The sequence below is a fragment of the Paenibacillus chondroitinus NBRC 15376 genome, from assembly GCF_004000765.1.
GTDB lineage: Bacteria > Bacillota > Bacilli > Paenibacillales > NBRC-103111 > Paenibacillus_E > Paenibacillus_E chondroitinus.
In genome coordinates, this window is record NZ_BILW01000005.1 from 309046 (window position 1) to 333480 (window position 24435).

Sequence of the window (24435 nt, forward strand, 5' to 3'; positions counted from 1 at the left end):
ATAAGTGAGTATAAAAAATGTATTGTAGGGAATACCTTTATCGGACAGGAGGTTTTCCAATAATGACTACTATTTGGGACGCAATAAAGAGCGTCATTGGTTCGATTACAGATGAAGAGCCTGTACCGCCTCTGCATGTAGGTGAAGTCATGTCCTTATGGATGTTGCTTACTATATATGAAGAAGGACAGGTTATTTATAAAATTGCATTAAATACCACTACCGATCCTGAACTTAGACATGCGGTAGAAAATGCGGTTAACGAATCGATGCAAGATGTAGAAATGATAAGAGATTTCATGATCAAAGAAGGTGTTCCGTTACCTCAAGCTCCTGAGGTTAAGCCAGACTCAAACCCAAACAATATTCCTCAAGGGGTAAAATTTACAGATGATGAAATAGCAAATTTTATAGTTGGTAAGCTCACAGCATCTATTGCTCTTTGTGGTCAGGCCTTATCCGAATCTTTAAGAACTGATGTTGGATTCATCATTCTTCGATCTATGAGCCGGCTTTTGCAATATATTGCACCATATCGGTCCATGATGAGAAAACGAGGATGGGTTAAAGTGCCCCCTTATTACTACCCTTCTGGTAATTAATAAGTTATTAATATGAAAGAAGCCCAAGGGATATTTTCCCTTGGGCTTCTTTCGCATTAATTTTGGCGGTTTTTTTTGATGTCATTTAAAAGTTTATAATATAGAAGAAGGACGCTCTTACGTCCTTCCTAGGTCACCGGACACTCCCGGTGAGTCCTGGATGGGTGAAATGTAAAGTAATATGGAGGAGTAAATAAAGTTCTAAGTGATTATTTTGCTTTTTCTTTAATTTTAGAGTGTCTTGGCAGTCTAAAGCTCATTTCGTTTAGGTGATTACTTGAGAGGGGAACAAAGACCTTCTCTTGCCATACCTGATATCCATATATAACAAACGATAATGAAAAAAACAAAACAAAAATTATCCATTTTGCTATATGAATGGTGGCAACTCCCATTCCTTCAACTAACCAATGTAGACCTAAGAAAGAAAAGAATGCATCAATTACCAGGTTGGTTAAAACATAAATCCAAAATTTGCGGAATGTTAAATAAAAAATCCAAACCGTTCCAACCGCAAAAAGTCCATAAACGAAACTAACGTCAATTATATATCCCCAAGGGACAATACGTTCGTGGATTGTCCACCATTTGTATGTATAAGCAATTTCAAAAATTATTGTCATGATTAAAGAAATAAAGGTTGTTACTGGTATTTAACGTTTTATAGCTTTTTTCTTCATTAATAATAACGAAAACCAAGGAAAAACTAATATCGCCCACAACATTAGTTTTATAAACATGATATTCACCCCAATATTTGTAATATAAATATATTCCACAAAAATTAATGTTGTTATTCAAATAACTTTTTTGAGTGATTGTTTATGAAGCTTTACTGATAAAAAAAGAAGGACGCTCTAACGTCCTTCTCAGTAACCGGAATACTCCCGGTGAGATCATGTTTGCCGTGGCCACGGTTATGCGAACGCATGATCTCTTTTTCATTTTAACGGATGATGGGAGTGTTCGCAATTGAAAGATGAAAATACGAACAAAGAAAATGAAGAGTTGTTACTCGAGCATGAGTTAGCATTAATAGAAGGCATCCTGGAATCAAAGTCAAAGTACCGTAAAATCATTCAAGCCGGCATTGCTCGTTGGGTGAAGGACTTCCAGGATGGCCGCATTGAGATCAAGTCGGTTGAGGATCTGAAGAAGCTGATTGAGATTGATTTGGAGCTTCAAAAAGAGCAGTAGTTGCAATTAATTGTGAGAGTCAAATTGAATCTCTTTTTTATTTGATTTTGATCTTATATCCCGGAGGTGGGTGATATGTAATGCCAAGAGAACGCAGCCCGGACAGGGATAAAGCTCTACAGATTTGGCTTGGCAGTGGCGGCAAGTTAAAGCTCAAAGACCTTGCTGTAGAGCTCGGACTTGGGGAAACTCAGATCAGGAAATGGAAGAGCCAGGACAAATGGGATTCTTTATTAAATGGTAACGTTACTAATGAAAAGAATGGTAACGTTACTAAACGAATAGGTGCTCCTTTAGGAAACAAGAATGCCCTCGGTAATAAGGGTGGTGCTCCGAAAGGGAGTAAAAATGCTCTTGGTAACCGCGGAGGTCATGGTGGGCCACTTGGCAATAAGAAAGCAGTAACCACTGGTGAGTTCGAATCCATTTGGATGGATACGCTTGAAGAAGATGAGCAAGAGCTGGCTCGACAGGTTGAGACTGATCCGATTAGACAAGCGGACGAGGCAATCACACTTCTTTCTATTAGGGAACGACGCATGTTGCAACGGATCCAGAATCTTCGAAACGCGTTATCTGAGAAGCAGCGGAAGGTCCTTCAGGAGAGAATTACCGTGAAGGATGTTCAGACTGTACATGATGACAAGACGGGGCAAACCAGAAGTGTGGTTGTTCCAATAGATAAGCTTGTTACAACGAAGATTGAGGAATCAGATATTAGAGTAATCGATGACCTTCTTCGCGTGGAGGAAGCATTGACTAGGGTCCAGGATAAGAAGCTTAAAGCTATCGAGTTAAAGAACCGATTTGTAGATGCTGAGCGTGATCTTAGAATTCAGAAACTCCAAGCCGAAGTTAATACTCTCAACAACAATACTATTGTGGATCCTGTCGTATTTAAGGATGACCTGCATGAGTGAAGTTAGCCTGCAGCAGACTATTGGCAAGGGTTATGTAGACTTCTGGCGGTTTCGCGGTCGGTACCGAGTTATTAAAGGTGGCCGTGGTTCTAAGAAGAGTGTTACTGCAGCGCTATGGCATATCTATCACATGATGAGGTTGCCACTTGCGAATACACTTGTTGTTCGGAAGACATTCAATACACATAAGGATTCCACGTTTGCTCAGCTTAAATGGGCAACGCGTCGATTAGGCGTAGCTCATCTTTGGCAGTTTAAGAAAAGCCCACTCGAGGCGACATATAAACCGACCGGCCAGAAGATCTTATTCCGCGGCCTTGACGACCCGATGTCCATCACATCGATTACGGTGGATACGGGCTATTTGTGCTGGGCCTGGTTTGAAGAAGCCTATCAGATCTTAAATGAGGATGACTTCGATAAGATTGATATGTCCATCCGTGGTGAGCTGCCAGAAGGATATTTCAAACAATTAACGCTGACTTTTAACCCATGGAATGAACGCCATTGGTTGAAACAGCGTTTTTTTGATGTGCCAAATCCTAATACGTTAGCCCTAACAACTACATTTCAATGTAATGAGTTCCTGGGAGATGATGACCGGGAATTGTTTGAATGGATGAAGAAACATAAGCCGAAGCGCTACCGCGTTGAAGGTGAGGGTAACTGGGGGATTGCGGAAGGCGCCATCTTTGAGAATTGGCGTGAAGAAGAGTTTGAATGGCGAGACATCGCCAAGCTGCCTGGCTACAAAGCAATATTCGGTTTGGATTTTGGTTACACCAATGACCCGAGTGCTTTTGTGGCTGCCTTAGTTAATAAGGAATTGAAGAAGATCTACATCTTTGATGAACACTACGAGGGGGCTCTGACCAATGACAAAATTGCGGAGATCATTAAGAAGAAAAGCTACTCGAAGGAGAAGATTATTGCGGATTCTTCGGAGCCTAAGTCTATTGATGAGATTAGGGGTTATGGGATTAATCGGATTCGTGCTGCGGAGAAAGGGCCGGACAGTGTTATAAATGGTATCCAGTATCTTCAACAGTATGAAATCATCGTACACAAATTTCGATGTCCAAATGTCAGTATGGAACTTTCCAGTTACGTTTGGGATCAGGACAAAACAGGGCGCTTCTTAAATAGGCCGATTGATGATTTTAACCATGCGATGGATGCACTTCGTTATGCTATGGAGCAAATCCGGAAAGGATCTGGTATTTCATTTGATTGAAAGGAGTGAGGTAGATGGAAGAGCAGCGTTTACGTGATCTTATAGGATCACTTGTTGGAGTTTCATATAAGGATTGGCAAGTCATAGAACAAGCAGTTAACTCCGAGTTCAAACGACTTGCCAATAAAAATACATTTGTTGAAGCAGAGCTAACTGCTGAAAACATTTTACTTGAATTAAGATGAGGTGAATAAAAATTGACTCCGGAAATGCAGAATATAGCCGCCATTCTCCGTGCCGGCGCTGCTTCTGCTATGACTATCGAAGAAATCATACATCAGGAAATTAGTGATTGGCAGAAGGATCCGCTACGCAAGCTGATGTTAATCGGACAGCAGTATTATGGATTAGATAATGATGTCTTAAAATATAAGCGGAAGACAATCGGTGAAGGCGGCGCCTTAATTGAAGCAGTGAACTTGGCAAACAACAAACTGCCGCATGGTTTTGTGCGAAAGTTGGTTGATCAAAAGGTTGGATACTTGCTGAGTAAGCCATTGAGTATTCAAACGGAAAATACAGCTTATGAAGACTTGTTAAAGGAATTCTTTAATAAGTCTTTTTTGCGCTTATTACAATCTGTTGGCCGAGAAGCAATTAATAAGGGGAAAGCCTGGGTCCATATTTATTACAGTCCTGCTGGCGTGCTGTCGCTTAAAAGAATCCCCGCTGAGGAGTGTATTCCTCTATGGCGAGACGCTGCCCACACCGAGCTGGACGCACTTATTCGAGTTTACGAGGTTGAGGTGTATGAGGGTAAAACGAAGAAAGTAATCAAGAAAATCGAGTTCTGGGATACAACTGGTGTTAAGCGATACGTTCTTGATGGTGTTGGTATGACACCAGACTTTGATTCGGTCGATAACGGGACCCACTTCACATTAGTTGAAGGAGACGAAGAGATTCCATTGAATTGGGCCCGAGTTCCATTCGTATGCTTCAAATATCATGAGGACGAGCTCCCCCTTGTTAAATTCATTCAAGCTTTGGTGGATGATTACGATCGGAAGAAAAGCGATAACTCGAATAATCTGGATGATTTACCGAATAGCGTTTATGTCATTAAAAACTATGATGGACAAGATCTCGGGGAGTTCCGACGTAACCTCTCAGTGTTTCGTGCAGTAAAAGTTATGGATGATGGTGCAGTTGACACGCTCTCCTTAGACATCAATACCGAAGCTTACAAAACACATCAAGATATGAATCGAAAAGATATATATGAATTCGGGCGCGGCGTGGATACGCAGTCCGATAAGTTTGGAAACAGCCCAAGTGGCATTGCATTAAAGTTTTTATATCAAGACTTGGACCTGGACGCCAATGATATAGAAACAGAATTTCAAGCAAGCCTGGAGCAGCTTCGATGGTTTATTGATACGCATCTAGCAAATAGCGGTCAAGGTGACTTCTCCGAGGAATCAGTTGATTTCATTTTGAACCGAGATATCCTCATCAATGAGATGGATACCATCACTAATGCGAAGAACAGTGTGGGTGTAATTTCAGAAGAGACGATTGTCGCGAATCATCCGTGGGTGACCAATGCTCAGGATGAAATGAAGAGACTGGAGGCCGATCGGAAGAAAACAATGGATGATCTTGCCTATGAAGCTAAAATTACAGGTGAATCATGAGGACTGCAGAGTATTGGGCTCAGCGAATGGAGCAGCTGAACGAAGCGCAGCTGGCGAAAGGTGAAGCTTATATCCAGGACATGAAACGTGAATACGGAAAGGCAATGGCCTCTATTCAAAAGGATATTAATGCTTTTTATCAACGTTTTGCTAAAAACAATGATGTAGATCTGGCGACTGCTCGTCAAATGCTTAAAGCTGGTGAATTAAAAGAACTCAAATGGTCTTTAGAGGATTACATCAAAGCTGGCCGTGAAAATGCCATTGACCAGCGCTGGATGAAGGAATTAGAAAATGCTAGCATTCGGGTCCGTATGAGTCGGCTAGAGTCATTGCAGCTACAAATGAGGCAACAAGTCGAGTTGCTCACCGCAAAACGCCAAATGGGAGCTTCGAGTTTATTAGGTGACATATATAAGGATAGTTACTATCGGAACATTTTCGAATTACAGAAGGGTGTAGGGATTGGGGCAAGTTTTGCAAAGCTAAATACTCAGCAGATTGAAAGCCTGCTTACTACACCTTGGGCTCCAGATGGTAGTAACTTTAGTCAACGAATTTGGGGTGATCGTAGCAAGCTGATCCATGAGCTTCAAACAACTTTGACGCAGGGACTGATTCGAGGCGACTCATCAGATTTGATGATATCGCGATTATCTGAACGCATGGGAGTATCCCGCACACGAGCTGAGACTTTAATCCTTACAGAGTCAGCATATTTCTCTGGAGCTTCACGCCGGGCTTCTTATGTGGAGCTAAACGTTGAAAAATATAGAAATGTGGCAACCTTGGATAAGCGGACATCGGATATTTGTAGGACAATGGACGGGAGCATATTTCTAGTTTCTGAAGCAAAGGCAGGGCTTAATTGTGCTCCATTTCATGCACGCTGCAGGACGGTTGATATTCCATATTATGAAGACAACGTGAAAGAGCGGGCAGCTCGAGGGGAAAATGGTAAAACATACGATGTACCTGGCGATATGAACTATGAGCAATGGGCAAAGCAGCACTTGCTGGATGATGATATAAAGCCTCCGAGGGATCAAGTTGTGCAGCCGGTTGAGAAAGTCACACAGGATGAGCCTCCGGTATTGTACAAGACATTCACCACGCCTGATGAAATTTACGATTGGGACGACGCTGTAGCTCCCGATTGGGAGAAGGCTCTCACGAAAGATGAACGCAATGCGATTGTGGATTATACCGGTTCAGATTATCAAGAAATTAATGAGAATTTACGTAACGGATATTCTGAGCCAATCATCGACAAGAAGATTGAGGACATCAGCAGCGGCTTACAGAAGTTTGATCTAAAGGAACCTGTCAAGGTATTCCGGGGTCTATCCCATAATATATTTAAAGGTTTTGCGGCTGCTGATCTAATTGGCGTCAAAGTAACCGACCCAGCCTTCATGAGCACATCACTATTAGCTAAGGAAGCATTTAGCGGAAAAGTGCAGATTGAGCTCAGACTTCCTCCTGGCACGTATGGTGCTCCGGTGATATCCATTAGTTCATTCCCGGCAGAGTACGAATTCCTATTGGATCGCGCAATCAATTATGTTATTATTGATGCAATCGAAGACGCCGGCACATTATTTCTCACAGTGGAGGTTTTGCCAAATGGCGAAGGAACGTGAACGGGAACATGGAATCAGACCGGATAGGATGGATAAATTCGTTGGCTCTCCGAAAGGGTTAAGACTAGAATTCTCGGATGGTCGTAAAGGTATTGTTGTTGAGACGGAAAAAGGAAAGTTTACAATCGAATATAAAAAATAGAAGCACTCAGCCTTTGCGCCGGGTGCTTTTTATATTGGGCTTGAGCTGAAACTGCTTGAGCCCTATTTGCATTACAAATTAACCGGACACGACCGGGACAAAAAGTGGAGGCTAGCATAATGGAATGGTTAAAACAGCTTTTGAAACAGCGAGGGTTAAGCGATGAGCAAATTACTGCAATTGTTGAAGGTGTAGAAACAAACTATAGAGGTTGGGTGCCTGAACACAGGTTTAAAGAAGTGAATGATGCCAAGAAAACAGCGGAGGACACTCTCAAAGAGCGAGATAAGCAGCTTGAGGCGCTCAGTAAATCAGCCGGAGATAACAATGTTCTTCAAGATCAGATTAAGCAGCTGCAAGCTGATAATAAAACAGCATCAGATAAGTATGAAGCTGATTTAAAAGAACTCCGTGTAACCACGGCAATTAAAATGGCCTTGTCTGGGAAGGTTCATGATCCTGAGATGGTAATCGGTTTACTGGACAAAAATAAGGTTGAACTCGACGATACCGGCAATCTGAAATCTGGACTCGAAGAACAAGTGAAAGCCCTGCAAACGAGCAAGGCTTTTTTGTTTGTTCCTGAAAAATCTAATCAGCAACAGTTTAAGGGAATGGCTCCTGCAGATGGCAGAGACAAAGGGGGCGGTGGCGGAGAAGATCAGAATAATATTGGTAAGCGATTGGCCGAACAGGTCGCGAAACAGGGTGAGGTTTTAGATAAAGCTCGTGAATCATATTTTCAATAATTTTAGGGAGGTCATGTGGAGATGAAATACACAGAAACGATCTTTACAAATAGTAAGAAGGAAATCTTGAAATTTCCCGACCATTACGTAAATCTTGCAGTGATGGTGGACGACACGGGGATTGTGGCTAATGCTGACGGCAAGAAGATCGTCCCGGCTGGCACGATTATCGGCAATGGCATTTTGACAGATCAGTCGAAGAAAGCGAAAAAGGCAGTAACAACGACAGGTGTTTCCAACGCTGAAGGGGTGTTATTTGCTGACGTTGATGTAACTTATGGACCTGCTGCAGGTGCCATGCTCATCCATGGATTTATTGATTTAGCCAAACTTCCTACAGCACCGGCGCCTGAGGAAATTGCAGCACTCAATCAAATTACGTTTTTGAAATAAGGGGGAAATGAACAAGATGCCAACTATTTTTGATTTAGTTAATGCTAAGAATATTGCTACTTATTACGAGACGAACACTTCAAATGCCATTCCTTATCTGGGGGCTACCTTGTTTCCAGCAAAGAAACAACTAGGACTAGACCTGAAATGGATTAAAGGTTCAAAGGGATTACCGGTTGCTTTGCTACCTTCTGCTTTTGATGCTAAGGCAACTCTCCGTGATCGAATTGGATTTAAGAAAATTGAAACCGAAATGCCTTTCTTCCGTGAAGCCATGCGTATTGGTGAAAAGGATCGTCAAGAACTGAATCGTTTAGCAGCTAGCGATAATGAAAGCTACCTGATGCCGCTGATTAACAATATCTATGACGATGTAACTAACCTGGTCGGTGGAGCTTTAGTGAATCCAGAGAGGATGATCATGCAGCTTCTCTCAACCGGTAAGATTAGTATTGTGGCTAATCGATTGAATTATGATTACGACTACAAGATGCCGGCTAACCACAAAGTAACATTAACGAGCACGGATAAATGGAGTGATCCAACAGCAGACATTGTCGGGGATATCAAAACATGGCAGGATACCGTTGAAGATGAAACAGGTGTACGTCCTCTAAACGGAATTTGCACGCGTAAGACATGGAATTATATTCTAAAAAATACGGCTATTCGGTTGGATATGAATCCACTCGGTGGCCAGAACATTATTATGACGGATGCTCTCATGAAGCAATATCTTCAAAATAAACTGGGTGTATCGATCGCTGTTTACAATAAGAAGTTTGGGCTACAGGATGGCAGCAGCAACTTGTTCTATCCGGATGATTATTTCACTCTTATTCCTGAGGGAGCTCTTGGGAATACGTACTTCGGTACCACACCGGAGGAATCCGATTTAATGTCGGGCAGTACTTCCGCTGATGTATCCATTGTTAATACCGGTGTTGCTATTACTACTATTAAAGAGCCGCATCCGGTAAACGTTGAAACCATCGTATCTGCGATTACATTGCCTTCATTTGAACGAATTGATCAAATTTTTATTGCCAAAGTAAATTAATTAAGTGGGAGTGTTTTCTAGATGACGACTAAAGCCCAAGAAGAAAAACCAAAGACCGTAAAAGTTAAATTCACGCAAAACGTTAAATATAGAGGTGCTTACTATTCTGCTGGAGAGAAATTAGACATTCCAGCAGAGGAAAAAGCAGCTCTCATAAAAGATGATGTAATTGCTGGTTCAGCTACGATTGAGGATGACGATGGCGATCAATGATTATGTGCTCAAACTTAAAGAGCTGCTTGGTATTCCAGTTGAGGATATTAGTAAAGAGCAGCGGCTAACCTTTACGATCGAAATAGTAATTCAAGCTGTACTCACTTGGTGTAATATCTCAGTGATTCCTCAAGAACTTGAAAATGTAATCCTCCAAATCGCTGAGGATCAATATAGGACGAAATACGCAGCTGAGTTCTCTGATGCTGCACCTGCTGTGCAGAGCGTTAAACGCGGGGACGTTACAACCACCTTCGGTTCTGTTAAGCCTAACATCAAGGCTGGACCCGGAGCTTCATTTGTTCAGGCGTATGAAAGCCAGTTAGCAGCATTTAGGAAACTGAGGTGGTAACAATGGCATTCGGTAACGTTGCTGCAGAGCGTGTGGCGATTGAGAGCACGTATGAGGGTTCCTGCACTGTTACGGCTTTCCAAACGGTTAAACATCCGATTACACATGTAACCGGACAACAAAGGATCAATCTTTTTGAAAACGAGCCTTGCGGGCTATCACAAACTACTCTTGCTAGCTCTATTAAAACTGAAACGGATAATACGATCGCGTTTGATGCGAAATTGTTCATTTCACCTGATGTAACAATAACAGCAGGCTGTGAGATCCGGGTCCTACAAAATGGAATGGACCAGAAATTTGAGCAAGTAGGCGAGCCATTCCGATACGCCACACATCAAGAGATCTTATTAAAACAAGTGGGCCGAGCATGACCAGGCTTGGAGATTTTGATTATTCGGGCCTGCTGTATTTTAAGCAAAGAATTGATCAACTTCAAGAACATGCTCATGCTTTTCAGGAAGAGTGCTTAAAGGAGTTGGTGAGTCGCTTATTTGCGAAAACTGTAGCTCGCACTCCAGTTCTCACGGGTGAACTGCGAAGAGGTTGGTCGATTGGCCCCATTCAACATGTAGGCTCTCAAATTCAAATAGAGATAATTAATCCTGTTGAATATGCGATGTACGTTGAGTATGGTCATAGGACGAAAGATCATAAAGGATGGGTCGAAGGACGGTTTATGCTTACTACTTCCATTGAGGAATTAGAGAGGGAATTGCCGGCTATTCTTGAAAGAAAGCTGGAGCAGTTTATAAAGGAGCATTTAAGGTGGTAAGTTGATGGAAGATCAAATCTTGAATGGTATTGTTGCTCGCTTGAGTGAGATTGATTCCACAGTCCCGATCTATACAGAGCAGATAAAGCAGGGCTTTTTCCAGCCTGCTTTTTTTGTTATGCAGCTAGATACAGCGCAGGCTCCGGGATATAACCGGCGATCAAGTCGCAACATGCTTTTCAACGTGCATTACTTTCCCGATAGGGAGAGCCTCGTGCCGAAAGCAGATTGCAGAGCGATTGCGCAAAGTCTATTCGAGCCTCTGCGATATGTCACAACGGAAAATGGACTAATGAGGTCAAACGGATTGAGGTACGAGATTGTCGACGATATCCTGCACTTTTTCGTCAACTTCAATATAAAGGTGATCCTTGAAAAAGAGCCGGTCGATAAGATGCAAAAGATTGAACGGGAGGGTAATCTCAGTGGCGACTAAGGAAAAAAGTAACCAGCCTGAATTCACGAAAGAGCAATTTCTCATATCAAAATCCTACACGGGATTAGAGAAAGATATCTTTCGCGCATTACTGGACGACAACAAAACATATACCAAAGATCAGGTGCGAGAGATCGCCGATGACTTTGTAAGAAAGGAAGTGCAGTAAATGGCCGGAGGTACTTTTACAGCTCAAAATAAAGTTCGGCCAGGAAGTTATTTTGACTTTCTGACAAGTGGTACAGTAGGCGCTTTGGGTGCTCGGGGTATCGTGGCGATCGCACTCGCTCTAAGTTGGGGCCCTTCAAAGACTTTGATCGAGATTAACGCAGGTGACAACATGAAAACGTTGCTTGGTTTTGACATCACAGATTCGAAGTTGCTGCTTATTAACGAGGCGCTGAAGCGTGCTAAAAAACTTTTACTATACCGTTTAAATGCAGGTACTAAAGCGACCGCAACACTTGGCAATCTGACAGCAACGGCTAAATATGGAGGCTTACGAGGTAATGACATCACTGTAGCTGTGACGGTTAACATCGATGATGCTTCAAAGTTTGACGTTGTAACGCTAGTTGATGCTGTACAGGCAGACAAACAAACCGTGTCCGCGATCTCCGGGCTTGTACCGAATGCATGGATCGCTTGGTCCGGTACAGGAACGCTGACAACAAATGCGGGTATAGCTCTAGCGGGCGGCGCAGATGGTGTCGTAATCAATGGAGATCATACAGACTTCCTAACTGCTGTTGAAGTTGAGGACTTCAGCACGCTTGCTTTGACTTCCACAGATCCGACACTGAAAGCTCTTTATGTGTCCTTTGCAAAGCGCCTGCGCGATGACGAGGGGACAAAGATTCAGGTCGTTCTAGAAAACTATCCTGATGCAGATTACGAAGGCGTGATCAGCGTTAAAAACGGCGTAGTGCTTGCAACAGGCGCAACGATTACAGCAGCTCAAGCAGTTGCTTGGGTGGCAGGCGCGACAGCTTCCGCTCAGGTCAATGCATCCCTAACTCGTCAGGCTTATGACGGTGCAGTCGATGTTAGCCCTCGCTATACGAATTCGCAGATTGAGACAGCTCTCCTGAATGGCGAGTTCGTATTCACTCCGAATCAAGGGAAAGCGATCGTCGAACAAGATATCAACACATTCAGAAGTTTCTCTCCGACCAAGGATAAACGATTCTCGAAGAACCGAGTCATGCGTGTTCTGGATGCGGTTAACAACGACCTTAAAACGATCAATGATAATTATTACATCGGTAAGGTCGACAATAACGCAGACGGTCGCAACCTTCTGAAGAATGAATATGTGAATTATTTCGAGTCTCTGCAGGCGCTCAACGCGATCCAGAACTTTAATTCTCAGACGGACATCGCGATCGTACTAGGCGACGATGCTGATGCGGTGTATGCCGAGTATGGTGTGCAACCGGTAGACTCCATCGAGAAGATTTACAACCGTGTATTAGTAAAATAGAAAGGGTGATATAAATGTCTTTTTTGATGGCGAAGGATACAATTTCCGGACAGTCTGGGCGTGCTTACGCAACAATTAACGGAATTGTCGAAGAAATGTTCTACGTGAAGAAATTCGAGGCGAAAGCAAAGAAGAATAAGAAAGAGATTCGCACCCTCGGAAAGAACGCAACACAGAACAAGGCGAACGGGTTCGCGGGTACCGGAACGATGACAATCTATTATGTCACTTCTAAATTCCGTGAGCTTATGCTGCAGTACACAAAGTATGGTATTGATACATACTTCGATATTCAAATCACGAATGAAGATCCTACATCTTCTATTGGATCTCAGACGACAACCGTCAAAGGTGTTAACATCGACGAGCTGACGATCGCTTTACTTGATGTCGACGCTGAGACGCTCGAAGAAGAAGTTTCATTCACATTCGACGATTGGGATATGCCGAATCAATTTGTTTCACCTACACTAGGCCAATAATAAACATATAAACGGAGGATATTCACATGTCAGATATCAGTGTATTTTTTGCAAGTAACGTCGACGTAAAGACTCAAGAGGATTTCATTGTTTCCCCGCGCTTCAAAGACACAGAAGGAAAGCCGGTACCATGGGTGATTCAATCCGTAACTGAAGAAGAAAACGACACGATCCGGAAGTCGGCGACGAAAAGAACTAAGGTGAAAGGTCAGCTTCATAACGAGGTCGATCAGGTTGATTATATCGCAAAGCTCGTCGTCGCAAGCGTATCCTTCCCTAATTTGAAAGCAGCGGAGCTACAACAATCTTACGGAGTTATGGGTGCCGAGGCGCTTGTGAAGAAGATGCTGCTTTCTGGTGAATATGCTCAGTTGATTATGAAGGTGCAGGAAATCAACGGATTCGACCGAGATATGAATGATCTGGTGGAAGACGCAAAAAACTAATAAATGGCGGTTGGGATAGAGAAGGTGAGTACATCGATCCTGATCCAACAGCCAATTTTCTTCACTACGCTTTACACAAGCTCAAGAAGTTGCCGCATGAAATTCTTTCTAGACCGGCAGCGGAAAGGGCCTTCATTTTTGCGTCAATCGGTATTGTGTCCGAGAAGGAGTCGAAAGAGGCAAAGAAAGTAAAAAATAATTAATAGAGTCCTGATTCGAGAATCTAAAACTTTCCATGATTGGGGGCATTTTTGTTTTTGAAAGGAGGTAAACATTTTGGCTACTGTTAGCGCGAGTTTAAAGCTATTTGACCAGTTTTCAAGTACGCTTACGCGAGCTCAGCATTCTATGCAGGCGACAGTTATGCAGGCGCAGGAATTGAAACGCGCTTTTAATTTCCCTGCTACTTTGAACATTGTTTTGTTCGAGGGAAATGCGATACAAAAAGCGATTGAGCTAAAAGCACGCATACAGCGTGAACTTGGGACGATTAGATCTCGTATTCAAGTTCAAGTGTCGTCGTCATTAACGGTTATGCTCACGAACATTCAACGGCTCCTGCAGCGTCTCATCGTAACTGCTAATCGGCTACAACAAATAGGTAATGGAAATGCAACACAGCTTCAGGCAGCATTGCAGCGGATCGCAGAACTGGAACAGAAGATCCTTTTACTGCAAGAACGTGTAAACCAACGAATCAGACAAGGTGCCGGGGAAGCTAGAGGAATGGCGGGAGGACTGGATAAGATGGCAGCGGCGTACCTTGCATTTATGGCAACTAAGACCGGCATGAATGCGAGTGACGACTATGTAAACTCACAGGCAAGGCTTAGGATCATCAACGATGGACAAGATCCTGCAGTGTTTCAGGCGGCGGTATTTGATGCAGCTAATCGATCGCGTGGTGACTATGTCACGATGGCAAATGCGGTTGCTAAGTTGGGATTGTTAGCCAGCGATGCATTCACAGGGAATGCCGATGTCCTGAAGTTCTCCGAGCTGATGCAAAAGTCTTTCAAGGTATCTGGAGCTTCGACGCAAGAATCACAAGCCGGGATGTATCAACTTACACAGGCTATGGCATCAGGCAAGCTACAAGGCGATGAGTTCAGGTCGATCATGGAGAATGCTCCAATGTTGGCAGATGCGATCGCTAAGTTTAGCGGGAAGTCTAAAGGCGATCTGAAAACCATGTCAGCAGATGGCGTCATAACAGCGGACATCATCAAAAACTCATTATTTGCGGCAGCGGACGACATCAACAAGAAATTCGCAACAATGCCGATGACGTTCGGTGATTCAATGACACTAATTAAAAATAACATCTTCGAGAATTTCGGTCCTGTGATTGAACGAATGAATCAGATGTTAAACAGCGACAGAGGGAAACAGTTGTTTGAAGGTCTGGCGAATTCAATCAGCGTTGCTGCGAACATTGCTAATGTAATGTTGACGGTCATCAGTGCGGTTATGAAGTTCATGATGGATAACTCGAACATTGTCGTAGGTGCGCTCGTCGCTTTAGGTGTGGCATTCTCGATTATGGGTGTACAAGCTATGATCGCATGGATTGAGGCTACATGGCCGATTCTACTCATAGCAGCGGCTATCGGTGGGCTAATTGCTCTTATTATGTCTTGGGGCGTGACGTTTGGCCAGATCATTGGATTCGTTGCCGGTTTGTTCACGTTTCTCGGAGGCGTGGTATGGAACACTATAGCTTTAATGTGGAATATCATCGTGGACTTCGTTGAATTCTTTGTTAACGTTTGGGTTGATCCGGTATATGCCGGTCAAAAGTTATTTTATGATCTAGCGCAGACGTTCGGCGGTGTAATGGTAAACATGCTGAGAGGAATCGAGAGTTTTAGCGGTGGCTTTATGAAGTTCTTCACGATGGCGATTAATGCAGGGATTAAAGGCCTCAATGCACTTGCTGAACTATCAAATAAGATTCTTAACACGGATATCAAGCCAGCGAAGCTATTCGACGAGGAGAATGTACACAGCGTGAGTGATGCGCTAGATTCTGTTTTTAAATCCATGAATGCACCGACAACGAATAAGGCGGTCAAAGATCTATCTGGGATGAAAATGAAACCGATGGACCTTGCGAATGCTACGATGGGCGCGTTTAATGCAGGGGAATCATTATTCAACGGGCTTAAGCTTCCGGATCTCAAGGGGGCTTTCGGATTTGACGGAACAGGCGAGATTAAGAAAGTCGGTGAAGTTGGTAAAATCGGCGATACGGTCGATATCTCGAATGAGGATCTGAAAGCAATGCGTGAATTAGCTGAGATGAAGTCAATTCAAAACTTTGTCACGCTGACGCCAACAGTTCAGGTCACAGGAGATAACCACTATCACCAACAGGGCAGCGTCGAGGACATGGCGGGTATGTTAGCTGTAGCTCTTGAAACACATATGAACTCTTCGATAGATGGGGTGATCGATGATGGCCTATAGTATTAATCTGAGTTTTAACAACAGTCAAGAGGGCTTTCAGTTCCCTGTAAATCCTGAGAGCCTTGAGATGAGCGGCGGCAGCAATGGCAAAACCTACGATATCGTAGGAGCTAATGACGGTCGTTCTGAATCCCGAGGCGGCGAGGTTAACGTCATCAAAGGTCCGAAGCTGCGGGAGATCTCATTCAGCGGGATTTTCCCGGCTCAGTTCTATCCGTTCCTTGCAACCAACGTCCTTTATGAACCGATGTACTATGTTCGAGCCATAGAAAATTGGATGGCGACTAAACGACCTGTAAGGTTCATCTACGTCGGTCATTATGAATCTGCTCTCGCTGCTCAGGGATTCATAGGGCAGGAGCTCAACATTCCTGTATCCATTGAAAAATTCAAATGGAAGGAATCAGCAGGAGATTCGGGTGATCTCGAGTTCGACATCAGCTTCAGGGAGTACAATTTTTACGCAGCTCGGAAGGCAGAGGTAAAGACGGATAAAACTGGTGCTCAAGTTATCATTCCGATGTCAGCGCGTAGACCAGACGAGCGGATCAGACCGTTGACATACACGGTTCGGCAGGGCGATACACCGTCCAGAATCGCAATGATGTTTTACACGGATGGTTCAGGGCTCCCGGATAGTTCCCGGTATAAAGATATTCAAAAACTAAACGGCCTTAGTGATGCAGCAGCGGCGAAGCTTACAGTAGGCAGCATCTTAAAATTGCCGGCCTTGTGAGGTGATTTTATGCTGCAGGTACTAGTCGACAATAGAAACGGTAATGTGTGGGATCTTCCGGTGTCATCCATTAACTATAGAACGGTTAGGATTGGAAAGGCGTCGAGTGTAGATTTCACATTCCTTAGCGGCGGGATATATGAAAGCACGAATTTCCAAATCAATAACGGGGATATTGTGAGGGTTACACTGGACGACATTCCTGTGTTTTACGGTTATGTATTCAAGATTGATAGTAACCGAGATGAGGCGGTCAGGATTACGGCATATGATCAGACGCGGTACCTGATGGGATCCGATACGTATGTGTTCAAGAATACTTCAGCTACAAACGTCCTGAAGAAGATTGCGAATGATTCGGGTCTGAAAATTTCGGAAGATATCGCGGATACATCATATGCGATTCCAAAGATCGTTGCTGACGGAGAGAAGCTATTCGACATCATTGTGAATGCTCTTGCGGACACGACACGCTCAACTGGTAAATCATATGTGTTTTTCGATAACTTCGGTGAGCTCACGATTAAGAAAATTGAGGATCTAGCGATTGATCTGTCACTCGGGGATCAAAGTCTTGTATATGATTACTCAACATCGAGATCTATCGACTCGGATACGTATAACAGGGTTAAGCTTGTACAGGATATTAAGAACAAAAAAGGAAAGGTCACGGGTCGTGATGTGTATATCGCTCAGGACAGTAACAACATTGAAAAGTGGGGCCGGCTGCAGTATTATCAAAAACTCGATGATGGGCTGAATAAGGCTCAGATTAATGAAGTCCTGACGACACTCTCACAGCTAAAGAATCGCGAGACGAGAACCTTCTCTATCTCAGCTCTTGGAGACATCCGCGTGCGTGCTGGTTGTAAACTCTCGGTAAACATCCAGGAAGCAGGTATTAACGAGTCCTATCTCGTTGATGAGTGCGAACACAAATTTGATGGAGAAGAACATACGATGTCACTAAATTTGAAGGTGTACGGATGAAAAACATCGGCTTATTAGCAAATGTCATAAAATCAGCAGGCGTCGGAGCTGTGCGAGCCGGTTCTCCGGTCGAGATTATATTCGGAGTCGTGACAAATACAAGTCCTCTCGAGGTAACCATTGATCAGCGGTTCTCACTCGATGTGGACTTTTTAATTATTCCTGAGAATCTAACGGAGTATAAAATCCCGGTAAACCATACGCACAGCTTCAGCGGAGGGACAACCGGACCGGCATTAACTGAAGTGCTCGTCATCAGAAAGGGGCTCGAAGTTGACGACGTTGTGATCTTATTCCGGCTGCAGGGCGGCAATCAATATCTAATCTTCGATAGGGTGGTGTGATGAGATGATCCCAACAGGGGGCATGACTAATGCTGCACTGCAGCAGTCACAGCAGCCAAGTAGAACGTACAGAATCGATTTAGAAAATGGTCGGATCGTTGGGACGACTGATGGACTAGAAGCAGTCAAGCAGGCTGTGTACAAGATCCTTGGTACCGAACGATTTGAATACTTGATTTATGGACCTGATTATGGCAGCGAGTATGGTTCTTTAATAGGCGGGAATAGTGCGTTAATTCGTGCTGAGTTAGCACGTCGGATCTCCGAGGCTCTTTTGCAGGACGACCGCATCACAGAAGTTCAGGAAATGAAAGTAACGATTACAGGGGATTCAGCTCTTGCGGAATTCACAGTCGTCTCACAATACGGAAGTTATCAAACAGAGAAAGGTGTGAGCGGAGTTGTATGAATCTCAGACATATGGCGCTATCTTACAGCGAATGCTTTCGGCTGTGCCTGATGACATCGACAAACGGCCGGGGAGTATTATCTATGATGCTTTAGCTCCTGCTGCTTTAGAGTTATCCGAGATCTATGTGAATCTCGATAGACAGCTGAAAGAAGTTTTCCCGCAAACAGCATCGGACAATAACCTCGACTTATTGACAGAGCCTTTCGGTCAAGAACGTAATCAGGCTTCGTATGCAGTACGCAAGGCTATTTTCACAGGTCAGTCGGGCGTACCAATTAATGTACCTATCGATAGTCGCTTCTCGATCGCAGGCGTTACGTACAGAGTTATATTGAGGATTACTTCAGGACAGTACGAGCTAGAATGTGAGCAGCCGGGAAGTGTCGGCAATCAATACTTTGGGACTATGATTCCTATCGATTACGTGGACGGTTTAGTCGTGGCTACACTCGCAGACGTTCTGATCCCGGGGGCTGACAGAGAAAGCGACGACGATTATCGGACTAGATTTTTTCTCGGCGTACGTCTGCCTGCAACGAGCGGAAACAAAGCTGATTATCGGAAATGGGCGCTTGAGGTGGACGGAGTAGGCGGGGCACAGGTTATCCCGCTATGGAATGGGCCAGGAACGGTGAAAGTGATCATTATCGATGCTGAAAAGCTTCCTGCGAGTCCTACGCTAGTTTCTATTGTGCAAGACTATATTTCCCCGGCAGATGGTACCGGCGAAGGTGTGGCGCCTGTAGGTGCTGACGTGAACGTTGTTGCTGCGACGAGTGTATCGGTGAACATCACAGGCACAATCGTGCGTGATGGATCTCGAACGATCGAACAGATCGAGGAGGATTTTGCTTCAGTCATCTCGTCATATCTCGCAAGCATTGCTTTTATAGACAATGCGAATGTGCAGTATGCAAAGCTTGGCGCAATGTTGCTAGATGTGACAGGAGTCGATGACTACACGGCGTTACAACTAAATGGGTCGACAGGTAATATTACGATCCTTAGTGGTCAGGTGGCAGTCCTCGGGACGGTGAATCTGACATGAGTGAGATTCAAATTAGGAGCCCTTCAGGGGTTCAAATGATTGGTGTATTGCCTGAAATGTACGCAAGCATTCACGAGGCTCGGGCGCTGATGCAAAGTGAAGGTGTCGAATTCGATGTGGTGAAAGATTGTTCTATCGCTGTATTTGATCAAGCAAAGATTGACATTTCCACTTGGGGTTTATCCTTATGGGAAGAAGCTCTCGGGATCAAGACGGACATATCGAAGAGCTATTCGATTCGACGAGCAGTGATCAAGTCAAAGATCCGGGGGAACGGGACGACGACGATGGCGCTCCTGCAGAAGGTCGTCAGCAGCTATGAGAACGGCGTGATTGAAGTCACAGCACAGCCCGCTCTATATCAAATTACGATCAGTTTCTCCGGTGCGATCGGTGCGCCTCCGAACATCGCTGATGTACAATCAGCAGTCGAGGCGATCATACCGGCGCACCTTTCTGTATTTTATAAATTCCGTTATCTCAGCATCACTGAAGTTGAGGCAATGACGATAGATGAAATCGATACAACAACTCTTGATAATTTCTCATGGGGGTGATTATATGGCTAATCCAACAACACCGAATTTAAACTTAAATAAAATAGACAGAAGCTCTCCAACCACGACATTTTTCAACACAAAAACGTGGATTGATGACAACATGGATATCCTCGATGTTGAAGTAACTAAAATGGCCTCAAGTACACAAAGTGGCAGAATGTCGGCTGCAGATTTTACCAAACTCCAGAGTATCGCTGCAAGTGCTGGTACTGCTGGATCTGCAAGCGATAGTGTGATTGGCACTCGTATAATTGACGATACAGTAACAGCCGCAGCAGGCGCCGACACTCCGACGAGATTGTGGTCCAAGCTTGCAAATATGATCAAAGGAATCACAGGTGAACTAAACTGGTACACGCTGCCGGTTACATCAATCAAAGCTTTAAAAACAGCGCTCGATAACATCCCTGCGCCGAGCTGGAGTAATCTTACTGGTAAGCCTTCAACCTTTCCACCGTCTACTCACGGTCATGCGGCTACAGAAATAACGGCTACAGGAAGCACAACTGTTCAAGCTGAGATTGATAGTTTAAAGTCCTCTGTCAGTAGTGGAAAGAGTTTGTTAGCTACCGCTATTACTGGCAAAAACCAACCAACGAGCGCATCAGCCGCTTTTGCTCAAATGGTAGCTAATATTAATGCGATTAGTTCGGATGCAACAGCTTCAGCAGGAGATATCTTGGCGGGTAAGACAGCGTATGTAGGATCAAAGCTTACGGGTACGATGCCAAACTATGCTGGAGTATCAGTAGAAGCTGGTAATGTTGGTTCTGATAGTGCGGGAAATTTGTGGCTTAATCCATCGGCAAATGGTTATCTTACTGGTTCATCCGCGATTCATTGTTACGACCCTAATTTAATTCCGTCTAGTATATTAAGAGGGAGGACGGTTTTGGGTGTGGCTGGTACGGTTGATCCTATTAGGGAAGTAAAAGGTACTGCTGTATCATCTTCTTCTACTGGTTCATTTATTGATTTGGGTGGTACTTCAAAAGCATGGAATTACATTACAATTACTGGTTTGTCATTCATTCCGAAATATGTTATGGCAACTGGACCTGATTCGTCGTTCGTATATTATACAAATGTGATTAATGGTCAAATTAATGGTACTGATTTGGTCTACTTTTTTCAGAACAGTAGCGGCGGTGGTACTCAGTTTACAAATTACAGTTATAAAAATGGCGGTATCTTACAGAATACATTGGGCACTTGTATACTACCCGCTTATTTATCTAGTAGAACATATACGTATTGGGCAGTAGGATAAGGGGAGGGAAATGGCTATGGAAATCGGTAGAAAGATATATTACGAATTGGCAACAGGAAACGTTATACAAGACACTGGAGAACGTTCAGGCGATGTAATTCAAACTACAATTGAACAAGATTTTGTTTCATATATATCCCTTCAAGAAAGATTACCTAATTCTGTTGGCTGTATTCAATTAGAATATGGACAATACGCAAATGAATTTTTGCTGTATTCATTACGGATCAATCCAACGACACTAGAATTAATTTGGATTCCACGAAATAATGGAACAATTGAGGATGCCAAAACACAAAAAATTAAACAATTAAATGAGTTTTGTAACGCAGCCATCCTCACAGGCTTCACATCCAACGCACTGGGCACACAGCACTCATATGATTTTGACTATGACGCACAGATAAACCTCGGAGGCATGCTGAACGCTATCACTGCAGGTTTAATTTCGGAGCAGTCTGTCACTTGGAAAGCATCGGGACTCCCCCAACCTCATACCTTCGCTCAGTTCAAAGAAGTTTTCGGGGCAGGTCTTACTCATAAAAATACAAACATTGGTAAGTATTGGGCTTTAAAGGCACAGGTTGAAGCAGCGACAATACCGGAAGAAGTAGAGGCGGTTAGGTGGTAAATGATTTCCAACCTTGCGACGTTATCTTTGTTCGCAGCCGCCGTGATCCATCCCTGAAAGATAGAGTGATAGGAAAATTAGTCAAATGGGCTACTGGGAGCGAATATTCCCATGTGGCCTATTTTATTCGTCCTGGAGTGACTTTCGAAGTCAATGCATTTCGACGTGCTGGGTATGGATCAATTAATGATTATGCGGAATTCGATGTGAAGCAGCTTCGATTTGCACTCAAAGTACGAGAGAGAATCCTTCAGCAAATCCAAAGGACGAAGGGAAGCCCATATGGATGGGGAGAGGTCGTTGCTCTGCTGCTTCGCAAAAAGTTAGGCATTCCGATTTATTATGATAATCCCGTTACAAACGAATGCGCTGAAGTATTAGTTAAAGCCGTACGAGCTGAAACAGGGGTTTGGATTGTTGAGCAAACCACTGGCGATGTAAGTCCACAAGACCTATGGGAATCACCGTGGTTAAAATAATTATCGCCAATATTAGGCGGAAAGAGGCGTTCATGAATCGATATTTTCAATCAATCATGAGTTTAGAATCAATCATAAAGCCAGCGAATGTTGGAGCAGGTTTCGTCGGAGCTTTCCTCGGGCCATTTATCATGCAGTCATTTGGAAACGGAAAAGCATGGGCTTTTATTTTATTAATCGCTGTCATGATTGCTGACTGGATAACTGGAACTGCTGCAGCTAAGAAAGATGAAAGCTACACCTCTGAGTATGGAATTAGGGCGGTACCGCGGACAATTTTGATGCTATGGTTTCCTATTATCGGTGGATTACTTGATAAGGTATCTCTAAGTGTTTTTGGAATCAATCAGCCAGGTTATGCATTCTTTTCAATCACTATCATGCTTATCTATCATACCTGGGAGAGCATGACAGCTAATGCGTATCGAGCGGGCTGGCAACAGTGGATTCCTAAGAGCGTTACCTCATTTGTGGGGAGTGAAATTAAGGCGAAGATCGAACGAGCGAATCGTCAGAAGGATGGTATGAGCAAATGAAAAATCAAGAGTTTATAAATAAAATCGCACCTGCAGCGGTAGAGGACATGATTAATACGAGTGTGCTTGCAAGTATTACAATTGCTCAGGCAGCTCTGGAAAGCGCATGGGGGCAGTCGGCTCCTGGCAACAATCTCTTCGGGATTAAAGGCAGTGGAACGACTCAGACAACAAAGGAGTTTATCAATGGCGAGTGGGTGACTATCAAGGCAGGTTTTAGATCATATCAGAACTGGCTTGGTAGCATAGCGGATCATTCGAAGTTTTTACTTGAGAATCCGAGGTATCGAAATGCAGGGTTCTTTGATCAATGTTGTGCAAGGGACTACGCTGGGGCTGCGAATGCCTTACAAGCTGCAGGATATGCGACTGATCCGCAATATGCTGTAAAATTAATCGGCATCATTGAGAGTAATCGATTACAACAATTTGATCAGGAGGCAGATAATGTGATGAGAGAAATTGAAGATTTAAAGGGGCAGATTCAAACACTACTAAACACTGCAGAGGCGCATATTGAGAAGATTAATGTGCTAGAAACGAAAGCAAGCATGGCGGTGCCAGCTTGGGCACAAAACGCTGTTTCAGCTGCTGTATGTTCTGGGTTGATCGATACACCTGAAGGACGTAGCTATGACTTTTATAGCATGCTGACCTTGTTTCATCGGAAAGGACTCATTTAAAAATCTAGCCCTCGTCTCCATCATTCGAGACGAGGGCTTATTTAAATAATTTATTTATTAGACTAAAGTTGACAATAGTTTTTTAAGTGGTTCTTACCCATGTAATTAGCTATGTTTACTTATGAAATCTATCTATATGCATAAAACATGTGTAATTGGAAAATTTAAGTATACCGCCATCGTATGAAGGAGTTGATTTGTTTGAACGGAAAAATCACACCCTTCCAGTTGTCTATGCTTCTGATTACATATATCGGAATCTCCAACCATGTCATCCTCATTCCAATTTTGTTAGATACCGCAAACCGCGACGCATGGATCTCTGTCTTGGCAGCTATTGTACCTTCCTTACTTCTTGGCCTGTTGTATGTATATATGTACAAACAGATCCCTTCTTCGGTCTCCACCTGGGTAAAAGAGAAAACAAATTCATTGGTGTGGCTTATTTTCACAGTTCTTTTCACGTTATACTTCTTAACTCAGGCTAGCATCAGCATACGTGATACAATTGTA

At 43.6% G+C, this 24435-nt stretch carries 33 protein-coding genes; all 33 read left to right on the forward strand.

All coding sequences use genetic code 11. The features are described 5' to 3' along the window. Positions 1–62 precede the first annotated feature (62 nt). Positions 63–602, forward strand: a complete 540-nt coding sequence (locus tag PCH02S_RS09570; protein WP_164819490.1) for a DUF3231 family protein — start codon at positions 63–65, stop codon at positions 600–602. A gap of 972 nt (positions 603–1574) precedes the next feature. Continuing rightward, positions 1575–1799, forward strand: a complete 225-nt coding sequence (locus PCH02S_RS09575) for a hypothetical protein (protein ID WP_127452335.1) — start codon at positions 1575–1577, stop codon at positions 1797–1799. An 80-nt stretch (positions 1800–1879) separates the two neighbouring features. Continuing rightward, positions 1880–2719: a phage terminase small subunit gene (gene terS, locus PCH02S_RS09580; RefSeq protein WP_127452337.1), complete on the forward strand. Its 840-nt coding sequence runs from the start codon at positions 1880–1882 to the stop codon at positions 2717–2719. After that, entirely contained in the window at positions 2712–3953 is a 1242-nt protein-coding gene (locus PCH02S_RS09585) for a PBSX family phage terminase large subunit (RefSeq protein ID WP_246069005.1), read from the forward strand. Before terS ends, PCH02S_RS09585 begins: the two co-directional genes overlap by 8 nt. 14 nt (positions 3954–3967) lie before the next feature. Beyond that, a complete protein-coding gene (locus PCH02S_RS35675) occupies positions 3968–4138 on the forward strand; it encodes a hypothetical protein (RefSeq protein ID WP_164819491.1) in 171 nt (56 codons plus the stop codon). 12 nt (positions 4139–4150) lie between these two features. Next, positions 4151–5590 (forward strand): phage portal protein, encoded by a 1440-nt coding sequence (locus PCH02S_RS09590; protein WP_246069006.1) that lies wholly within the window; start codon positions 4151–4153, stop codon positions 5588–5590. Between the two features lie 26 nt (positions 5591–5616). Next, a complete protein-coding gene (locus PCH02S_RS09595) occupies positions 5617–7233 on the forward strand; it encodes an ADP-ribosyltransferase (protein WP_164819492.1) in 1617 nt (538 codons plus the stop codon). Then, positions 7217–7375, forward strand: a complete 159-nt coding sequence (locus PCH02S_RS35680; protein ID WP_164819493.1) for a hypothetical protein — start codon at positions 7217–7219, stop codon at positions 7373–7375. The genes PCH02S_RS09595 and PCH02S_RS35680 overlap by 17 nt, the downstream gene beginning before the upstream one ends. A gap of 119 nt (positions 7376–7494) precedes the next feature. Then, a complete protein-coding gene (locus PCH02S_RS09600; protein ID WP_127452343.1) occupies positions 7495–8124 on the forward strand; it encodes a phage scaffolding protein in 630 nt (209 codons plus the stop codon). 21 nt (positions 8125–8145) lie between these two features. After that, on the forward strand, positions 8146–8517 hold the full coding sequence (locus PCH02S_RS09605) for a hypothetical protein (RefSeq protein ID WP_127452345.1): 372 nt from the start codon (positions 8146–8148) through the stop codon (positions 8515–8517). A gap of 16 nt (positions 8518–8533) precedes the next feature. Continuing rightward, complete coding sequence (locus PCH02S_RS09610) at positions 8534–9577, forward strand: major capsid protein (RefSeq protein ID WP_127452346.1); 1044 nt, start codon at positions 8534–8536, stop codon at positions 9575–9577. Between the two features lie 21 nt (positions 9578–9598). After that, positions 9599–9790 (forward strand): DUF7210 family protein, encoded by a 192-nt coding sequence (locus PCH02S_RS09615; RefSeq protein ID WP_127452348.1) that lies wholly within the window; start codon positions 9599–9601, stop codon positions 9788–9790. Beyond that, entirely contained in the window at positions 9777–10142 is a 366-nt protein-coding gene (locus PCH02S_RS09620) for a head-tail connector protein (protein ID WP_127452349.1), read from the forward strand. Before PCH02S_RS09615 ends, PCH02S_RS09620 begins: the two co-directional genes overlap by 14 nt. A 2-nt stretch (positions 10143–10144) precedes the next feature. Then, entirely contained in the window at positions 10145–10516 is a 372-nt protein-coding gene (locus tag PCH02S_RS09625) for a hypothetical protein (RefSeq protein ID WP_127452351.1), read from the forward strand. Then, positions 10513–10917, forward strand: coding sequence for an HK97 gp10 family phage protein (locus PCH02S_RS09630; protein ID WP_127452353.1), 405 nt, complete (start codon positions 10513–10515; stop codon positions 10915–10917). Before PCH02S_RS09625 ends, PCH02S_RS09630 begins: the two co-directional genes overlap by 4 nt. Positions 10918–10921: 4 nt before the next feature. Continuing rightward, entirely contained in the window at positions 10922–11353 is a 432-nt protein-coding gene (locus PCH02S_RS09635) for a phage tail terminator family protein (RefSeq protein WP_127452355.1), read from the forward strand. Beyond that, the gene (locus PCH02S_RS09640; RefSeq protein WP_127452357.1) at positions 11343–11522 is read left to right on the forward strand and encodes a hypothetical protein; all 180 of its coding nucleotides are present in this window, start codon (positions 11343–11345) and stop codon (positions 11520–11522) included. Before PCH02S_RS09635 ends, PCH02S_RS09640 begins: the two co-directional genes overlap by 11 nt. After that, on the forward strand, positions 11523–12836 hold the full coding sequence (locus PCH02S_RS09645; protein WP_127452358.1) for a phage tail sheath family protein: 1314 nt from the start codon (positions 11523–11525) through the stop codon (positions 12834–12836). A 14-nt stretch (positions 12837–12850) separates the two neighbouring features. Beyond that, on the forward strand, positions 12851–13318 hold the full coding sequence (locus tag PCH02S_RS09650) for a phage tail tube protein (protein WP_127452360.1): 468 nt from the start codon (positions 12851–12853) through the stop codon (positions 13316–13318). Between the two features lie 26 nt (positions 13319–13344). After that, positions 13345–13764: a phage tail assembly chaperone gene (locus PCH02S_RS09655; RefSeq protein WP_127452362.1), complete on the forward strand. Its 420-nt coding sequence runs from the start codon at positions 13345–13347 to the stop codon at positions 13762–13764. Between the two features lie 276 nt (positions 13765–14040). Further along, entirely contained in the window at positions 14041–16233 is a 2193-nt protein-coding gene (locus PCH02S_RS09660; protein WP_127452364.1) for a tape measure protein, read from the forward strand. Beyond that, the gene (locus PCH02S_RS09665) at positions 16220–16969 is read left to right on the forward strand and encodes a LysM peptidoglycan-binding domain-containing protein (RefSeq protein ID WP_127452366.1); all 750 of its coding nucleotides are present in this window, start codon (positions 16220–16222) and stop codon (positions 16967–16969) included. Before PCH02S_RS09660 ends, PCH02S_RS09665 begins: the two co-directional genes overlap by 14 nt. Positions 16970–16978: 9 nt before the next feature. Next, positions 16979–17959: an XkdQ/YqbQ family protein gene (locus PCH02S_RS09670; protein ID WP_127452368.1), complete on the forward strand. Its 981-nt coding sequence runs from the start codon at positions 16979–16981 to the stop codon at positions 17957–17959. Beyond that, positions 17956–18303, forward strand: coding sequence for a DUF2577 domain-containing protein (locus PCH02S_RS09675; protein ID WP_218033148.1), 348 nt, complete (start codon positions 17956–17958; stop codon positions 18301–18303). Before PCH02S_RS09670 ends, PCH02S_RS09675 begins: the two co-directional genes overlap by 4 nt. A 4-nt stretch (positions 18304–18307) precedes the next feature. Further along, the gene (locus PCH02S_RS09680) at positions 18308–18712 is read left to right on the forward strand and encodes a DUF2634 domain-containing protein (RefSeq protein ID WP_127452370.1); all 405 of its coding nucleotides are present in this window, start codon (positions 18308–18310) and stop codon (positions 18710–18712) included. Beyond that, complete coding sequence (locus PCH02S_RS09685; RefSeq protein ID WP_127452372.1) at positions 18705–19763, forward strand: baseplate J/gp47 family protein; 1059 nt, start codon at positions 18705–18707, stop codon at positions 19761–19763. Before PCH02S_RS09680 ends, PCH02S_RS09685 begins: the two co-directional genes overlap by 8 nt. After that, complete coding sequence (locus PCH02S_RS09690; RefSeq protein WP_127452374.1) at positions 19760–20320, forward strand: putative phage tail protein; 561 nt, start codon at positions 19760–19762, stop codon at positions 20318–20320. Before PCH02S_RS09685 ends, PCH02S_RS09690 begins: the two co-directional genes overlap by 4 nt. Positions 20321–20324: 4 nt before the next feature. Beyond that, positions 20325–21593, forward strand: a complete 1269-nt coding sequence (locus PCH02S_RS09695; protein ID WP_127452376.1) for a hypothetical protein — start codon at positions 20325–20327, stop codon at positions 21591–21593. 16 nt (positions 21594–21609) lie between these two features. Beyond that, positions 21610–22224: a DUF4376 domain-containing protein gene (locus PCH02S_RS09700; protein ID WP_127452378.1), complete on the forward strand. Its 615-nt coding sequence runs from the start codon at positions 21610–21612 to the stop codon at positions 22222–22224. Continuing rightward, positions 22218–22703: a hypothetical protein gene (locus tag PCH02S_RS09705; protein ID WP_127452380.1), complete on the forward strand. Its 486-nt coding sequence runs from the start codon at positions 22218–22220 to the stop codon at positions 22701–22703. The genes PCH02S_RS09700 and PCH02S_RS09705 overlap by 7 nt, the downstream gene beginning before the upstream one ends. Before the next feature lie 32 nt (positions 22704–22735). Then, positions 22736–23239, forward strand: a complete 504-nt coding sequence (locus PCH02S_RS09710) for a phage holin family protein (RefSeq protein ID WP_164819494.1) — start codon at positions 22736–22738, stop codon at positions 23237–23239. Then, positions 23236–23922 carry a glycoside hydrolase family 73 protein gene (locus PCH02S_RS09715; RefSeq protein ID WP_127452384.1) on the forward strand — a complete coding sequence of 229 codons (687 nt, stop codon included), beginning with the start codon at positions 23236–23238 and terminating at the stop codon, positions 23920–23922. Before PCH02S_RS09710 ends, PCH02S_RS09715 begins: the two co-directional genes overlap by 4 nt. Positions 23923–24123: 201 nt before the next feature. Continuing rightward, a partial coding sequence (locus PCH02S_RS09720) for a GerAB/ArcD/ProY family transporter (RefSeq protein ID WP_246069007.1) occupies positions 24124–24435 on the forward strand: 312 nt, incomplete at its 3' end.

Excerpts from the sequence above, each read along its gene's own strand:
- PCH02S_RS09570 (WP_164819490.1), top strand. The coding sequence starts at position 63 with ATGACTACTATTTGGGACGCAATAAAGAGCGTCATTGGTTCGATTACA.
- terS (WP_127452337.1), top strand. The coding sequence starts at position 1,880 with ATGCCAAGAGAACGCAGCCCGGACAGGGATAAAGCTCTACAGATTTGG.
- PCH02S_RS09585 (WP_246069005.1), top strand. The coding sequence starts at position 2,712 with ATGAGTGAAGTTAGCCTGCAGCAGACTATTGGCAAGGGTTATGTAGAC.
- PCH02S_RS35675 (WP_164819491.1), top strand. The coding sequence starts at position 3,968 with ATGGAAGAGCAGCGTTTACGTGATCTTATAGGATCACTTGTTGGAGTT.
- PCH02S_RS09595 (WP_164819492.1), top strand. The coding sequence starts at position 5,617 with ATGGAGCAGCTGAACGAAGCGCAGCTGGCGAAAGGTGAAGCTTATATC.
- PCH02S_RS35680 (WP_164819493.1), top strand. The coding sequence starts at position 7,217 with ATGGCGAAGGAACGTGAACGGGAACATGGAATCAGACCGGATAGGATG.
- PCH02S_RS09600 (WP_127452343.1), top strand. The coding sequence starts at position 7,495 with ATGGAATGGTTAAAACAGCTTTTGAAACAGCGAGGGTTAAGCGATGAG.
- PCH02S_RS09605 (WP_127452345.1), top strand. The coding sequence starts at position 8,146 with ATGAAATACACAGAAACGATCTTTACAAATAGTAAGAAGGAAATCTTG.
- PCH02S_RS09610 (WP_127452346.1), top strand. The coding sequence starts at position 8,534 with ATGCCAACTATTTTTGATTTAGTTAATGCTAAGAATATTGCTACTTAT.
- PCH02S_RS09615 (WP_127452348.1), top strand. The coding sequence starts at position 9,599 with ATGACGACTAAAGCCCAAGAAGAAAAACCAAAGACCGTAAAAGTTAAA.
- PCH02S_RS09620 (WP_127452349.1), top strand. The coding sequence starts at position 9,777 with ATGGCGATCAATGATTATGTGCTCAAACTTAAAGAGCTGCTTGGTATT.
- PCH02S_RS09625 (WP_127452351.1), top strand. The coding sequence starts at position 10,145 with ATGGCATTCGGTAACGTTGCTGCAGAGCGTGTGGCGATTGAGAGCACG.
- PCH02S_RS09630 (WP_127452353.1), top strand. The coding sequence starts at position 10,513 with ATGACCAGGCTTGGAGATTTTGATTATTCGGGCCTGCTGTATTTTAAG.
- PCH02S_RS09635 (WP_127452355.1), top strand. The coding sequence starts at position 10,922 with ATGGAAGATCAAATCTTGAATGGTATTGTTGCTCGCTTGAGTGAGATT.
- PCH02S_RS09645 (WP_127452358.1), top strand. The coding sequence starts at position 11,523 with ATGGCCGGAGGTACTTTTACAGCTCAAAATAAAGTTCGGCCAGGAAGT.
- PCH02S_RS09650 (WP_127452360.1), top strand. The coding sequence starts at position 12,851 with ATGTCTTTTTTGATGGCGAAGGATACAATTTCCGGACAGTCTGGGCGT.
- PCH02S_RS09655 (WP_127452362.1), top strand. The coding sequence starts at position 13,345 with ATGTCAGATATCAGTGTATTTTTTGCAAGTAACGTCGACGTAAAGACT.
- PCH02S_RS09665 (WP_127452366.1), top strand. The coding sequence starts at position 16,220 with ATGATGGCCTATAGTATTAATCTGAGTTTTAACAACAGTCAAGAGGGC.
- PCH02S_RS09670 (WP_127452368.1), top strand. The coding sequence starts at position 16,979 with ATGCTGCAGGTACTAGTCGACAATAGAAACGGTAATGTGTGGGATCTT.
- PCH02S_RS09675 (WP_218033148.1), top strand. The coding sequence starts at position 17,956 with ATGAAAAACATCGGCTTATTAGCAAATGTCATAAAATCAGCAGGCGTC.
- PCH02S_RS09680 (WP_127452370.1), top strand. The coding sequence starts at position 18,308 with ATGATCCCAACAGGGGGCATGACTAATGCTGCACTGCAGCAGTCACAG.
- PCH02S_RS09690 (WP_127452374.1), top strand. The coding sequence starts at position 19,760 with ATGAGTGAGATTCAAATTAGGAGCCCTTCAGGGGTTCAAATGATTGGT.
- PCH02S_RS09695 (WP_127452376.1), top strand. The coding sequence starts at position 20,325 with ATGGCTAATCCAACAACACCGAATTTAAACTTAAATAAAATAGACAGA.
- PCH02S_RS09700 (WP_127452378.1), top strand. The coding sequence starts at position 21,610 with ATGGAAATCGGTAGAAAGATATATTACGAATTGGCAACAGGAAACGTT.
- PCH02S_RS09710 (WP_164819494.1), top strand. The coding sequence starts at position 22,736 with ATGAATCGATATTTTCAATCAATCATGAGTTTAGAATCAATCATAAAG.
- PCH02S_RS09715 (WP_127452384.1), top strand. The coding sequence starts at position 23,236 with ATGAAAAATCAAGAGTTTATAAATAAAATCGCACCTGCAGCGGTAGAG.